General features: G+C 42.5%; 11 protein-coding genes and 1 pseudogene. 8 read left to right on the top strand and 4 right to left on the bottom strand.

The genetic code is table 11. The features are described 5' to 3' along the window. Window positions 1-10: 10 nt before the first annotated feature. From V7K76_RS15560 to V7K76_RS15540, 5 genes and pseudogenes are all read left to right on the top strand, one after another. Complete coding sequence (locus V7K76_RS15560; protein ID WP_334780161.1) at window positions 11-1,792, top strand: hypothetical protein; 1,782 nt, start codon at window positions 11-13, stop codon at window positions 1,790-1,792. Window positions 1,793-1,816: 24 nt separating this feature from the next. Further along, window positions 1,817-2,179: pseudogene (locus tag V7K76_RS15555) on the top strand (ISL3 family transposase); the annotation flags it as partial. Window positions 2,180-2,832: 653 nt separating this feature from the next. Further along, window positions 2,833-5,373, top strand: coding sequence for a proteasome protein (locus V7K76_RS15550; RefSeq protein WP_334780160.1), 2,541 nt, complete (start codon window positions 2,833-2,835; stop codon window positions 5,371-5,373). 33 nt (window positions 5,374-5,406) lie between these two features. Next, the gene (locus V7K76_RS15545) at window positions 5,407-6,231 is read left to right on the top strand and encodes an Rpn family recombination-promoting nuclease/putative transposase (protein WP_334780159.1); all 825 of its coding nucleotides are present in this window, start codon (window positions 5,407-5,409) and stop codon (window positions 6,229-6,231) included. Between the two features lie 56 nt (window positions 6,232-6,287). Beyond that, window positions 6,288-6,575 carry a hypothetical protein gene (locus V7K76_RS15540; protein ID WP_334780158.1) on the top strand — a complete coding sequence of 96 codons (288 nt, stop codon included), beginning with the start codon at window positions 6,288-6,290 and terminating at the stop codon, window positions 6,573-6,575. Between the two features lie 73 nt (window positions 6,576-6,648). On the opposite strand, the gene V7K76_RS15535 is transcribed toward V7K76_RS15540, so the two are convergent. The 3 genes from V7K76_RS15535 to V7K76_RS15525 all read right to left on the bottom strand — a co-directional run bounded on the left by V7K76_RS15535 (window position 6,649) and on the right by V7K76_RS15525 (window position 9,308). Further along, window positions 6,649-7,314 (bottom strand): TonB-dependent siderophore receptor, encoded by a 666-nt coding sequence (locus V7K76_RS15535; protein ID WP_334952785.1) that lies wholly within the window; start codon window positions 7,312-7,314, stop codon window positions 6,649-6,651. Next, window positions 7,292-8,401, bottom strand: coding sequence for a TonB-dependent siderophore receptor (locus V7K76_RS15530; protein ID WP_334780155.1), 1,110 nt, complete (start codon window positions 8,399-8,401; stop codon window positions 7,292-7,294). Before V7K76_RS15530 ends, V7K76_RS15535 begins: the two co-directional genes overlap by 23 nt. 622 nt (window positions 8,402-9,023) lie before the next feature. Continuing rightward, window positions 9,024-9,308, bottom strand: coding sequence for a hypothetical protein (locus V7K76_RS15525; protein ID WP_334780154.1), 285 nt, complete (start codon window positions 9,306-9,308; stop codon window positions 9,024-9,026). A gap of 621 nt (window positions 9,309-9,929) precedes the next feature. On the opposite strand from V7K76_RS15525, the gene V7K76_RS15520 reads away from it, so the two are divergent. The 3 genes from V7K76_RS15520 to V7K76_RS15510 all read left to right on the top strand — a co-directional run bounded on the left by V7K76_RS15520 (window position 9,930) and on the right by V7K76_RS15510 (window position 11,804). Beyond that, window positions 9,930-10,151: a hypothetical protein gene (locus V7K76_RS15520; protein WP_334780153.1), complete on the top strand. Its 222-nt coding sequence runs from the start codon at window positions 9,930-9,932 to the stop codon at window positions 10,149-10,151. Between the two features lie 302 nt (window positions 10,152-10,453). Then, complete coding sequence (locus tag V7K76_RS15515; RefSeq protein WP_334780152.1) at window positions 10,454-11,551, top strand: Gfo/Idh/MocA family protein; 1,098 nt, start codon at window positions 10,454-10,456, stop codon at window positions 11,549-11,551. A gap of 7 nt (window positions 11,552-11,558) precedes the next feature. Beyond that, complete coding sequence (locus tag V7K76_RS15510) at window positions 11,559-11,804, top strand: HNH endonuclease (RefSeq protein ID WP_334780151.1); 246 nt, start codon at window positions 11,559-11,561, stop codon at window positions 11,802-11,804. 84 nt (window positions 11,805-11,888) lie between these two features. On the opposite strand, the gene V7K76_RS15505 is transcribed toward V7K76_RS15510, so the two are convergent. After that, window positions 11,889-14,606 (bottom strand): DUF3536 domain-containing protein, encoded by a 2,718-nt coding sequence (locus V7K76_RS15505; protein ID WP_334780150.1) that lies wholly within the window; start codon window positions 14,604-14,606, stop codon window positions 11,889-11,891. Between the last annotated feature and the right edge of the window lie 230 nt (window positions 14,607-14,836).

Below are 14,836 nucleotides of genomic sequence, written 5' to 3'. Positions count from 1 at the left end.
GGAAAGCTCTATGAAAGTAGCAGTCCAGCAGGAAGATTTACAGCTTTTAGCCAAAACTTTACAGGAACAATTACTTGTAGAAGTTTCAACAGCTGAAGTCTTCGAGGTTAAGTGCGCCGTCAATAAAGACGAGCTAATGATTTTAACGCAACACGCATCAGATGTAATAGTTGACGCTCAACTAATTTTTACAGTTATTGAGGAAGTACTTCAGTCTCTAGCACCCCACAAAGAACAACGGGTGCAATGTTTCCTCAGGATTTTTGGTGAACAGATCCCTTATGCCAAATGTTTTTTGGAGTTGAAGCAGACGGGGGGTAGGAGGCAGGAGGCAGGGGGCAGGGTGCAGGGTGCAGGGGGAGATGGGGGAGTAGGGGGAGATGAGGAAGCAATATCTTCATCATCTCTGACATATTCTCCATCAATTGATGAGGATGAGGATGAGGAAGAGGAACTGTTTGATCCCTTTGCAGATGTGCCGAATTTGTCGGCTGCAAAGCCAGGATTTCAAGCCAAACCTATCCTACTGGGTGCAGCATTGTTGGCAATTGTAGTCTTAGGCGGTAGTGCTTACTTTTTGACTCCTCCTTGTGTGATGTCTGAGTGTAAAGAAATGCAAAATGCGGAGCAATTAAAAACAAAATCCTCACAATTGATGCGCCGCGCCAAGTCTGAAAAAGAATTAGTTAGCATACAACAGGAACTTGAGACAGCCAGCGTAGCTCTGAATGCAATTCCTAGTTGGTCGCCCCGTTACCAGATGTCAAAAGAACTAAAAGCAAGTTTGTCTGGGCGGTCAGAAAAAATCAACCAGGTGGTCAAGGCTTTGCAGACGGCATCTTTGGCGACACAAAAAGTTCAAACTCCTGCATCTAGCCTAGAGGAATTACAAACTAGACAACACTTATGGCGCCAAGCTATAGCGCCACTAGAAACTATAAGTTCCAGTAGCGAACTCTATGGATTGGTGCAGGGTAAATTACTTAATTTTCGTGTCCATTTACACGCGGTAAATCAACAGATATTTCTTGAGGAAAAATGGCTGAAAAAACTAACAGCAGCAAAAGCTGTAGCCGTTGCAGCCGAGAAGCAGGAAGCTAATGCTAAATCATTGAATGACTGGCAAAAGGTGCAGTCTACTTGGCTGGTAGTAGTTAATGCCTTGAATACCATTCCCTGGAATAGTGTTGGATACCAAGAAGCTCAAAAGCTGTTGATAGATTATAAACCTAAGTTAGTAGTAGTTCGCGATCGCGCTACTAAAGAACGATTAGCTGTTCAAACCTACCAACAAGCCCTGATCACCGCCAAGCAAGCCAAAGCTTATGAGCAACAAAACCAATGGCAAGCAGCAGCGACATACTGGGATCAGGCTTTGCAAACTACTAAAAAAGTTCCCCAAGATAGCTTGTACTATACTCAAGCTCAGTCTCTCGTCGAACCCTACTCAACAGCCCTCAAACAAGCACAAGAAAAATTACAAGTTGTTAGTAGTTTCCAACAAACCCGCACTGACTTAGATAAAACCTGTATTAATAATGGAATTCGGATTTGCACCTTTAGCATAGACAATGCAGGAATTATTGTCCGGTTAACGCCTGAGTATGACCAAATAAGGCAAAATAATTTGGCTAATCCTTATTCTGAGAACTCGGATACTGCTGTTGATGTTATTAACCACTTGCAAAGCTTACGGGAAGCGCTAGGTGTAATCGCTGACAACGCCAACCTGTCCCTTTTCCTCTATGATTCCCAAGGTCAGGTAATTTATACACGGACTTTAGGCGGTTAGAAAAGTTAGGAGTTAATCTAGAAAGACAAGCAAAAAGAAAAGTTAAAATCTGCTCAGGAGGCTTCACCAATTTTAGCTAAAATGCACAAACTAAAAGAGGATTTTAGAGACATATTTGAATCAACTGTATCTTGGGGAGACAGCATAATTAAATTATTAGATTGGATGCATGATGCACTTTCATATTTTCCGAAAAGTATAGGTACTATGGTTAGATGGTTTGGTGAAATAGTAGGCTATTTTGACGGGAGAACCACGAGTGGTACTGTAGAAGGAATTAATAATAAACTTAAGTTAATTAAAAGACTTGGATATGGCTTTTGTAACTTTAGCAATTTTAGATTACGCAGTTTATTAAACTGGCATTTTAGTATTGATTATCCATAAAACTAGCGGAAGAACCACTTTATTTCTGATTTAAATCACTGAAAAATTCATCTTAGCGATGTAATTGCATTGCTCAAAAACCTGATTTAACTTTACAGAGGCTATATGATTTTCTATGGAGTATTTATATCTTTATAAGAAATTTACAATAATCAAGAATTTTATCCAAAATAAATATTGATTTTTCATCAAGAAGAATTCAGTATGAATTAGAATCTGGCTGATGGATCTAGCTTCCTTAAAATCAGGGGTATAAAAGAGTTTGAGAGCCACATCTATACTAAGCAATCCTTAGTAAAACAGTGGTATAAAACCCAACTTTATTTATTCGTAATCCTGGATGATGACGAATGTATTCTTTTTTATTATTCTCAACAAAACCCGATTTTTCAAAATTGTCTTGACTATTCAAAATTCCTTATATCGCAATCCTATCGGAGTTATCAGAAATCTGGGTGATGACAACTGCCAAGGAAAAGAGAACAAAAATGGAATTTACAAATCTCACTAATGATTTAGGATTGCTATAGCAAAATCGCAAATTAAATGAGAGAAATGCTAAATGTGATATCAACACGTTGTAACAATGGCTGATAATCGCATTTTTTATGTTATAAAGCTCACAGAAATTAATGTTAGGCGGAAACTACTTTATGGAACCAGATAAACTTGGCCGTTTTAAGGAGTACGGCGAATTCATCCTCCGAAAGATAGATTCTGTGCCCCAGTACCCTTCTAAACAAGAAGATTGGGTTCCAGCTAGTCTTGATGACTGTCTTCTTCGTTTGCGTTCAGCTGCCCAGAAAACTGTAGACTTGGCAACTTCGCCTGTCAAAATCGGGGTGATGGGGGAATTCAGTAGCGGAAAAACCCTACTTTTAGGCAGTCTAATTGGATATGCAGATGCTTTGCCTGTCAGTGAAAACCCCACTACTGGTAATGTTACCGCCATCCATATTATCCCGCAAGACGATTTCGCAACTACGCAACTAAGTAACTTTACGGTAGAGTATCTTTCCCATGAGGGAGTACATGAGTGTCTACGCTTCATGCTAGGGGAAGCCAATAAACGAACCACAGCAGCAGGGCTTCCTCCGATACCAGTATCGAAACTCAACTCTGGCACAGATATTATTGGCTGGTGTGAAGAAGCATGGAATAGCAGTAACAATTTAGAGCTACGTTATTTACTCCGAGAGTTGGTATTATTCCTGCGGGCTTATCAAGCTTATGGGGAAGTTATGTGTGGTGGGCGCTACCAAATTGATGCTATCACCGCCCGGGAGGGGCTACAGCTGGTCGAACAGCCAATGGCAATCCAAACTCTGAAATTTGACGATCTACCCCCAGCGCACATCCGATTACCGAGTCCACCCCAGAGGCTACCAACAAAGTTATTGCAAAATAGCTTCCCACTGATCCGCCGCGTCGATATCGATGTGAAAATCTCACGGGAAATTTGGGATTTTGCAGATGCAGCTAAATTTATTCTCATCGATTTTCCGGGATTGGGGGCTGCGAATTCCGGGGCTAGGGATACCTTTTTGTCATTGCGAGAATTGGCAGAAGTACAGACAATTTTGGTATTGCTAAATGGTAAATCTCCCGGAAGCGATCGCGCCAATAAAATCTTCACCATGATGCAGCAGCAGCGACCGGGACAAGACCTGAAAGATTTAATTCTCGTCGGTGTGGGTCGTTTCGATCAACTACCTCTAGACAGCGAGGGTGGCGAAAGAGAACTTGACCATCTCATTGAAGATAGTCATTTAGAAGAGGAAACGGTTCTCCAAAAACTCAAAGTTCTGCAAACTACCATTGACGGTGCAGCAGCATTTACAACCCAAAAAGACCGCATCGTTTTACTGTCGCCATTGTTGGGACTGGCTGAATTAGCAAAACGTTCTAGTAAAGTCAAAGCTGGTTCACCAGAGTTTTTAGCTAACTTAGACTATCCTGATTACCTAGACAGGTCTAAACGGCTACAACAGAAATGGGAGCTATTAAGTGAACGGCTGATAGAATCTAACACCCGTAGCTATTTAGGCAGACAGCTAGGTTACTTTAGTCAAGATGGCGGACTTAGTAAGCTGCGCGAATTGATTCAAACCCACGTAGCTACTCATGGTCTGAAGCAACTACATGAAGATACCAAAAGAGCTGCTGATGTGGTGAGTCAGCAACAAGATCACTTAAAAGACATCATAGATGAAATTCACGAGCAAGGTATCCCCACAGGCGATAGTCCCGCTTTTATCGAATTGCGTTTTGTAGTCGAAAGCTTAGATAAAATCTACAGAAATTTTCAAAAAGATATCGGCAAAGAACCACTTAAAGACCGGCGCGGTGTTGTTGTCAGCGATGTAGTAAAAGACGAACTCACCTTTAGAATTCTTAATTGGAACCAGTGGACTTTACTCTTCAACAAAGCCAATAATGGAGCGATCGCTCTGGCAGAATCTAAAGGTGCAGCCGGTAAATTATTCGATCGGGGAAACCGCATAAATACTTCCCTTCCGACTAAGAGTGATGATTTTTATCCAGTATTTGAAAAAACCGTTAAAGAAGTAGAAGATTTTGCCCGCGATCGCATTTATCAAGCCGTGGTAGATTTGTTGAACCAATTATCAAATCATATCGCCCCAGAACGCGAACAATTGCAGGCATTTTTCCACCCAGAAATGGAACAAGAAATCGAAGAAAAATTTGGTTTTGAAGACGCGGATCTCTTTTACAAATTATTACTAGGATGCGATCCTAACGAATGGAAAGAAGCAATTATCTCAGAAATTACTAGTAAAGACAAAACTGTTGCACCCGAAATTATCTTTCCCTTAGCACGTCAAGACGACAAACACAACGTTGGTCAAATCTTTGATTGGGCACCAGAGAAAAGCCAAGGCTTACCCAGATCGAGCAATCACCAACTTTTAGTACTGCGACTGCGAGATGAAATTACTGCTAGTGCCAGCCTCCATCTCGTGCAGTATGTCAGCGAAGTTAATCAGCAAATTAATTCCGAACTAGAAGGCATTTTGGATCAAATTATTCCTAGTCTGCAAAACCTTTCCAAAAAAGAAACTTTGCTAAGATATTTGGCAGCTGGGGAATTGCCATCTGAGATTCAAATTCCTACTTGGTTGCAGATTATTTCCGAAACTGCGGCTGTTTCTTACTCAGATGATTTGAGATAAGCAGCGATCGCGTAGAGATATGAGGGTGTATTTGTGAGACGTGATGCGATTTTTTATACAATTTTTAAGCGTGTCCCAGGATTGTTTTTCGAGTTAGTAGAACAGCCACCGCCCGAAGCCGCTAGCTATCGCTTTGAATCAGTTGAAGTTAAAGAACCAACATTTCGGATTGATGGGGTATTTTTACCTCCACCGGATGCAACATCTCAAACGATCTTTTTTGCTGAGGTACAATTCCAAAAGGATGAGTTACTGTACCATCGCTTTTTCACCGAATCCATGCTGTATATGTATCGTAACGCGTCGCTTTACGATGACTGGTACGGGGTAATTATTTTACAATCTCGCAGCTTGGAACCGGAAAAAACCACTATTCACAGATCGTTACTGAACAGTTCGCAAGTACAACGGATTTATTTAGATGAGTTAGGTAGTCCTGATGAGCAAAAAGTAGGTATCAGTTTGATGCAGTTGACTATTGCCTCAGAAACTCAAATGGTGGTACAAGCAAAACGTTTAATTGATCGAGTGCAACAAGAACAGATTACTGTCTTAGCTAAAAAGGAGATAATAGATGTAATCACAACGATTGCTGTTTATAAATTTGCCAACTTAAGTCGTGAAGAGGTAGAGGCTATGTTAGGAGTTAAGTTAGAAGAAACTAGGGTTTATCAAGAAGCTAAACAAGAGGGACTAGAACAAGGATTAGAGCGAGGAATACAACAAGGAATACAACTAGGACGAGAACAAGCAAAAGTTGAAGTTGTTCCTCAGTTATTAGCTCGTGGTATGTCGATGGAAGAGGTCGCCCAATTACTTAATTTAACCATCGAACAAGTAAGAATTGCATCTGAATAATCACAACAATTACTGGTTATAAATTTACCGACTTAAGTCGTGAAGAGGTAGAGGCAATGTTTGAAATTACGTTACAAGAAACTAGGGTTTATCGAGAAGCTAAAGAAGAAAGACGACAAGAAGGACTAAAACTAGGACTAGAACTAGGACGACAAGAAGGACTAAAACAAGCGCTAGAAGAAATACGGAAAAAAGGACGAGAGCAAGCAAAACGTGAACTTATACCTCGGTGTTTAGCTTATGGTATTTCGATAGAAGAGGTTGCTAGGATACTTAATTTAACTATCGAACAAGTCGAACAAGTAAGACTTGCAAGTGAGCAAGAATCTTCAACATCAATTTAGTAACTGCCGTGATGACTAGGTTGGGCTACGCCTACGATCTTTTATATAAAACCGAAGACGTAGTCCGCCTTCTCTACGAGACGCTCCGCGAACGGCATCGCGCCAGATAAACAAGCCAGTGATAAACAGAATCATTGGTACAAGACCAACGAAGACATAGAGAATTCGAGTTACTAGACCGCCAGTTGTCTCGTCGGTAAAAAAGAGCGGCATTTGTGACAAAGTAACTACCGACTTCAAAACTGTTGGGCAAACCGCCAAAGCGATCACCAACATAATTGAATCCCGCCCCAAAGCCCAATCCTTGTAAACTACCCTGTTGAAGTTCATAGGTCGTCCATAAACTAGCACTGTTTTTGGGAATATTTGGTAACGTACTGCCAACAAAAAGTGCGTTTGTGTCTTTTGTGACGGTAGCATCTGTATAGGTGTAGGCAGCGATGATATTCCATCCCGGCAAAATTTGCCCACTCAAATCGAGTTCAACACCTCGACTCTTTTGCTCTCCGGCGGCAATTTGAAAACCACCTATTAAATTGTTTGGATCGGCAGTCGCAACATTTTGCCTGGTAATGTCAAAATATGCCAGTGTGGTCAAGAGTTTGCCTCCGAGCAGTTCTGCCTTAACACCGGCTTCATACCCTTCCCCCTTTTCCGGCTTCAGAGCATCGCCACTAACAGTCGTTCCAGTATTCGGATTAAATGACCCGGAATAGCTAGCGTAGAGCGAAAGGAGCAACAACGACTCCGGTGTTACTGTCGTAATTCAAATAGTGAAAGGCACTGTGTAATTTCCAGTTTTCACTAAACCGATGCTCCAAGTCATAGCCTGTACTTAAATATGTCTTCGTTATGGATGAGTCGTTAGGTTCGTTGGCAATGCGATCGCGCGGAACATCAACCACCCTATTGCCCTGAGCGGGCAGTCCAAACGCTACAGGGCTTTGATCGTCGAAATATCTCAGCGAAACATTCAGGTCAGTGCGATCGCTAATCTTCCAACTGAATGTAGGTGAAATCAAATAGCGCTGGTTCTGATTATCGTAATTCTGAAAACTGTCACCTTGTGTATATAACCCATTTAGTCGATAGAGCAGGCTACCATCAGAGTTGAGAGGACCGGAAATATCAACGCTTGAGCGCAAGAAATTTCGGTTTCCAAATTGCTGTTCCACCTCATAAAAAGGGTCTTTCAATGGCTTCTTGGTTACCAAATTGATGATGCCTCCCGGCTGAGCATCACCGTAGAGAATAGAAGCCGGACCTTTGAGGACTTCCACCCGCTCAAGATCGGCAACTTCTTTAATTGGCTGCTCAGTATTGTATATCCTAAACCCATCTTGTAGAACTGGAGCATTATTAAAACCCCTCAGGTTGTATGTATCGCCTCGGCCATTCGTGGTTCCGTTAAACGTTACCCCACTGATGTTGCTTAGCGCCTCTTTCAAGCGAGTCACTTGTTGGTCTTTGATTACCTGTTGCGGAACTACCTCAATGGATTGGGGAATGTCGAGTATGGGAGTGTCGGTTCTGGTCGCAGTCGTGGCATTTGGTACGCGGTATCCATCTTGTTCACCCGTCACCACCAATTCAATCGGCTCATCACTCTGTGCTGATGGTTTTTCCTGTGGCTTAGGTTGGGCTGATGGTTTTTCCTGTGGCACTTGTGTCGCAGATACAAGGTTGGGTGGAGCGGAGCGCAACCCAACATATATCAGGATGTTGGCTTTGGCAAAGCCTCCACCCAACAAAGCAATTTTTTTTGCTAATGACTTGGGGGATGTAGAAACCCCAATCTCAAGCGAAGCCAGATAGGGGTAGTTCATTACACTAAGATATAGCATTTTCCGACAAGCGTAAGGTACACCCGTAAGGGCACGGCAGTGCCCATAGGTGTCAACTTAACGTGAAACCCTTGTCAAGAGGTGATTTTGAATTCATTCTCTTACCATCAAGATCCGCGTTACCCCACCCTAACCCTCCCCTTATAAAGGGGAGGGAACTGCATTTCCTTTTCCCCCCTTTCTAAGGGGGGATTAAGGGGGGTAAAACGTTTGTCGGGTAAGCGTTTGACCTTAAGTTGACACCAATGGGCAGTGCCGTGCCCCTACACCTTGCGGTATATGTTGTACCTCATCTGAATGGAACCGCTATACTTATTTTCTCATCAATATTTCAATAAGTGGTCAGACAAAAATATTTACAGTCATTGCGATTGCTTTATTTTGCAACTCTTGGAGACGCTACCGCGAATGCGACCTTCGCAATAACATTGTGTAATTAATTCTGTCTGACTACTTACTGCTTCACTCATGCCATTTATATTCCCAATACAGAGTTTTCAGAACGAAGACAAAGTAATACTTAGGTACTATCATAGGGCGATCTCAGTGTGCCAGTTGCGTAAGTCTTGTCTAAGTATAAAGACCTCTCCCAACACATCCCCACTTACTCTTCATTTATTTCTGGAGGTTCTTCTAAAAAGCTAACAATTGGGGGAGGGAATTCACCGTTATTGAGTAGTATTTCAAAGCATTCATCTTCTGAAATTCCGTGTTTTTTAGCTTTGTAGGCTAGTAGCTCTTTAAAGGCTCCGATATTTCTTCTTATGTAGAATGAAACTATTGAGGCTAAATTAGCCCTTATAGATCGCTCCATTAGCTTTGAGACTACCAAAAACCAATCTTTATCAAAATCTGATAAATCTATTGATCCGACATTTAATTTAGCCATTTTTTACTTCTTTATTTCTCCTATATTACACTTGTTTGATACTGGTACACTTATAGTGTACTAGTGACATAAGTTACTTGCACTAACTTTTTAATATTTTTTAATGTGATGTTAAACCTATATAACATTGGTATATTAAAAAGGTGGACAAATATACAACATCTGACCAGACAGGTATAGGCTACAAGATTAGATAGAGAATAGTAACTTGTCTTGTAGCTACTTGGACACGTCTTAGACATGTCTAAGACTGTCGGTTTCTTGTCCGTTCCTTGTCTTGTCCACACTTTGACCAAGCCCCGTTGGGGCGGGAGTAAGGAGTAGGGAGTAGGGAGTAGGGAGTAGGGAGTAGGGAGTAGGGAGTAGGGAGTAGGGGAAATAGATGTGCCCCAACAACCAGTGGGATACAAGCCCCGACACCCAGACGATAGCAAAGGTCTGGGTTTCAAGCCCCGACCAAAATTTCTTTAATTTTGAATTTTGTTAGCGCAGCGTTAGCGAGTCTGCGTTCGCTTTTAGCGTCTCGTAGAGAGCGTCATTTTGAATTGTTAATTGTTAATTGCCTTTGGGAGGAACTGAGATTTTGAATCAAAAATATACACTATTGGAGAGTGGTTGATTATGAGTATTTCAGAACTTGTGACATTTTTAAACGGTGTTTCTTATATTCTGGACTCTGTACAAGATTCACCGGAATTAAAAAGATTGATCGAATCAAGATATTACTCGACAAGTAATAATCTAGTTTTCGCTGACATTCTGCTAGTAATCGAAGAAGTATCTAAGGGATTAGCCCAAGCAAATAAATTTGAATTAGATCAAAAACTATTATTGGAAGAATAAATCATACAACTAAAAAATTATGCTCTCAAACATCAGATTTCTGTTATCGATGCCATTGAGATTATATCTTCCAAATTTACCAAAATAAAGCTATGCTTTTTTGAGGTGGAATTATTAGGGTTTAACTATAGCGTTTCTCGTTCGGATGCAATATACTTTGACCTCACTTCCATTCCTTTCTCCTAAAAGGAGAGGGGCTTTGAATTTTACTCCCCAACGCTAGAAGGGAAGGGGCTGGGGGTTAGGTCTGTATTCTATGCAACTGAGAACCGCTATAAGTAATTAATGGGAGCAAAAATGATATGATTGGAATTGCGATCGCAGGCACCGGCTTTGGTCAAAAAGTCCACATCCCTGGATTCCAAGCACATCCTGGCACTGAGGTAGTTGCTGTTTATCACCGAGATATCAATAAAGCTAAAGCCATAGCAGAATCCCATAATATCCCCCACGCTTCCGACTCACTTACAGATATTGTGGCATTACCAGAAGTGCAAGCAGTTAGCATCTCTACACCGCCTTTTTTGCACTATGAAATGGCAAAGACTGTACTCCAAGCTGGCAAACATTTATTACTAGAAAAGCCGACAACTTTAAATGCAGTTGAAGCTAAAGAACTTTATGAGTTAGCTAAAGCAAAAGGCGTGATTGCGACTGTAGATTTTGAATTTCGCTTTGTACCAGCATGGCAGTTGTTTGCTGAATTATTATCAGAAGACTATGTGGGTAAGTTGCGCTTAATTAAAATCGATTGGTTAGGTTCTTCTCGTGCTGATACCTCACGCCCTTGGAATTGGTATTCTGAGAAAGATAAAGGAGGCGGTGCATTGGGATCTTTGGGTTCTCACGCCTTTGATTATATTCACTGGTTATTTGGGCCAGTCCGTAGATTAAATGCCCATTTAACTACTGCGATTCCCACACGAGTTGACCCTGTGAGTGGGGAATCTAAGTCAGTGGGTACAGATGACAACTGTATATTAACCCTGGAATTGGCAGATGGCACACCTTGTCAACTTTCTATCAGCGCGGTTGTTCATGCACCAAGAACCCATTGGGTAGAAGTATATGGCGATCGCGGTACATTAATTGTGGGCAGTGAAAATCAAAAAGATTATATACATGGTTTTCGGGTTTGGGGTTCCCAGATTGGTAAACCTCTAACGGAAATAGAAATACCGAATCGGTTAGTTTTTCCCAAAAATCATGCTGATGGGCGCATTTCGGCATTTATCCGCGTCGTAGACCAATGGCTACAGGGAATTGAACGCAATCAGGAAATTACACCATCATTACGAGAAGGAATTTATTCTCAGTTGTTGATGGATTTATCCCATGAATCTCATCAAAAAGCAAGCTGGGTAGATGTTCCCAGCTTGGAAGGGTTTATTAGTAATTAGAAAACAAATGAGCAAAACTCCCCGCATTCGTATTCCGCCGGAAGTAAAGAAATATGTTTTTCAACGTGACCAATACCAATGCCGAAGTTGTGGTAAAACTACCGTAGAAACCAACCTTAGCATTGACCATATCATTCCTCTCGCCCGTGGCGGTCAAAATGATATCAGTAATCTGCAAACTCTTTGCTTGAACTGCAATCAGCAGAAAACAGACAATATTGATCCCCGTTTCCGGCGGCATTTTGATTTATGACGGTTCTCAATCAAGATGCGATTTATCGCGTCTCTACATTCTTTTTCGGAGATGTCTAATTAGGGTTTTGGATACATTACGCACTTATCCCAATTGATTTGAGATCATGCTGACATCAACAGCTAATTTTTTGCCCAACTTGAGCAACTGAAGACACTGATTATTTCCTTCATTGTCAAGGTTAGTAATACACACTGGCGCTATCTGACTATGCAAACAACTAAAGTATAGTTCTTGCGATCGCTGTAGGGAAACATCAATATTTAGTTGATCCCCGACATCAATCAATCGTTCCAATAGTTGGATATCTGCATTAAAACTACCATTGGCATCGTGCAACAATTGCCAGAGCGATCGCGCAATTAATTGTTCTAACATCTGCTTACCGTCGGGAATATTTAGCCGACAACGCAGATGTTTTGCTTCAGTTGCGATCGCTTCTAATTCTAAGATGTGACTCCAACTCTTTTGGGGATCAGCGATATCTTGCTCAAGCGATCGCAATGTCATCAGACAGCGATGCCCTAAAGCAATATCGGCTGCTACCTGCAATTCTTGCGGTACTGCGATTTCGTCTCGATGAAACGCCATCAGCACACCGTAATTATCACGGTAGGCTTGAGTATATAACTGTCCTAAACGTGTCAATGTTTCTTCACTAAGTAGCCGCATAATCCGGTGGCGTTCTTCAGCAAATAGATTTTGCAAGCTGAAAGCTTCTTCTCCAAATAGCTGCGTCATCGCCAAGATCGTATGAGCCGCACTAGCTTGTTTTAGCGCCCCAAACAGCTTTTCTTTTAATTGGCTGTAATCACGCCGCCCGGTAAATTGTTGAATGCCGCAGTGGAAATCCCAGCCTCCCAAATGCAGCACCGCAAATACTAAATGCTCACTTTCCCAAGTGATCTCTGATACTAGCTTTAAATTTCCCACAGCCAGAGTTAGCGATCCCATGCGTTGCAGTTGGTAATCTAATTCATTGGCAGCGTAGCAATAAACCTTTTTGTGGTAACGCTGAGACTGTTTGTCAGCAGCATCTTTTCTCGGTAGGGAATTGTGCGTCTCTGCTGGTTTCTGACTGGTAAATAGGGAAGTAATAGCGTAATGGGCTGCAACTTGCTTAAATCCAAGTTGGGCAGTTAACACAAGTTGCCGATAAATTTCTGCACCGTGTTTGAACTGATCCACATTACTAGGGGCTAAACCAAGACGTTTGACGAAGCCTTTTTCTAACTGCACACCTGCCACATCCCCTGCCAATTCCAAAGCACGGGCGGCGTAGCGCAGAATTTGTGTCCCCTCTGGACGGGAAATTTCTTCAAAAAACCAACCGCAACTCGTGAACATTAACAACGCGTGACGCTGCATTTCTAATAGACGTAGAGCGTCTACTTGTTCGGCTGCCGTTAATTTGTGGGTTTGATGACGGGCTAAGAAACGGTTGACATTGGTAGCAGAGCGATCGCGCAATACTTGGATATATTCATCTCGTGCTAGCCAGGGATCGCGAAATAGCTGTCTACCATGTTCTGCATACACCTCAGTTAGCTGATCCCGCAGCCAATTTAGGGCATCCCGCAAAGGACGACGCCATTTCTGATGCCAAACACCGCCCTCTCCACCACAACCACAATCATCTTCCCATCTACCGACACCGTGGGCGCAACTCCAGGCTGTGACTGACTTCAATTCCACTTCCCAATCAGGAGAATTTAAGCTGAGGTAGTGGGCAAAGTTCGTCACCGTCCAACCCTGTTGAGGAAACTCTTTAGTAAAGGCGTAGGCTAAAGTTTTCTCAGTTCCCTTTTTGTGGTGTCCGAAGGTTTCCCCATCTGTCGCTACTGAAATCAACTGTGCTGGGCGATGATCCCCACGTACTGCTGAACCGATACGTCCGGCAAAACGACTCGAATTATAAACGACATCACTAAAACCCATATCCCGCGATATCGGGCCATCGTAGAAGAAGATATCAATGTAGGGTAATTCTTCTGTACTACTATCGTTGGGGCTAGTGGCGATCGCACTTAGCGGTGAAGACGAAGTGTCTAGTGTCGGCTGCAAATAACAACGATAGGGACGGGTGGAATCAATCTGACTACCGCCGACTTCGATCCATTCAGGATGAGGATGTTCTGGAGTAGGGAGGGGACGGCAACGCAGGGCTTGAGACGGTGCAAGGACGATGAAGCGAATCCCCTCAGCAACAAGGGCTTCTAGGGTTGCATAGTCTACAGCCGTTTCTGCTAACCACATCCCTTCGGGATCGCGGCCAAAGCGGGAGCGGAAATCTTCTTTACCCCAGCGAATTTGGGTATATTTGTCGCGCTCATTGGCCAGAGGCATGATGATGTGATTGTATACTTGCGCGATCGCATTGCCATGACCATCCAGGCGATCGCTACTCTTGGCATCCGCCTCTAAAATCCGCTGATAAACCTCCACATCGTAGCGTTCTAGCCACGACATCAGCGTTGGCCCAATATTAAAACTGAAATACTCGTAATTGTTGACGATCCCCACCACTTCGCCTCGATCATTTAAGACTCTGGCAAAGGCATTCGGGCGATAGCATTCCCAATGAATCCGCTCATTCCAATCATGGAAAGGTGCAGCGCTCGGTTGGCGTTCAATTGCGTCCAGATAAGGGTTTTCCCTTGGTGGCTGGTAAAAATGACCATGCACCGTCACGTAAACACCATTAGCCTTTCTCAGGGGATCAGTTTCTTTGGTGTTATTGGGATCTGAATGTAATGTTAACGTTGAGCCAGAGCTAGCTGGCATTTGGGCAGCAGAAGTCATGTATATTTATCCAAAACAAAAAATTTGCAGTTGCACCGAAAGTATTGTGCGTAAACCTTTCTCCAATAGTTTGAACACAAAATTCGGTATAAACAACAACTATGGAATCCAACTAAATTTTTGACAAAGCGGTTTCATTGTAGTGGGAAATCTGCGTTATCGCACAGCCCTTTCCCTGAAGGCTCAAAATCATTAGCCATTGAACAAAGCCTCAGTTAGGGGTTTTCTCT

This window comes from Nostoc sp., from assembly GCF_036917975.1.
GTDB lineage: Bacteria > Cyanobacteriota > Cyanobacteriia > Cyanobacteriales > Nostocaceae > Nostoc.
The sequence above is the reverse complement of the archived record's forward strand: the minus strand, read 5'-3'. Positions and strand labels throughout refer to the sequence as shown.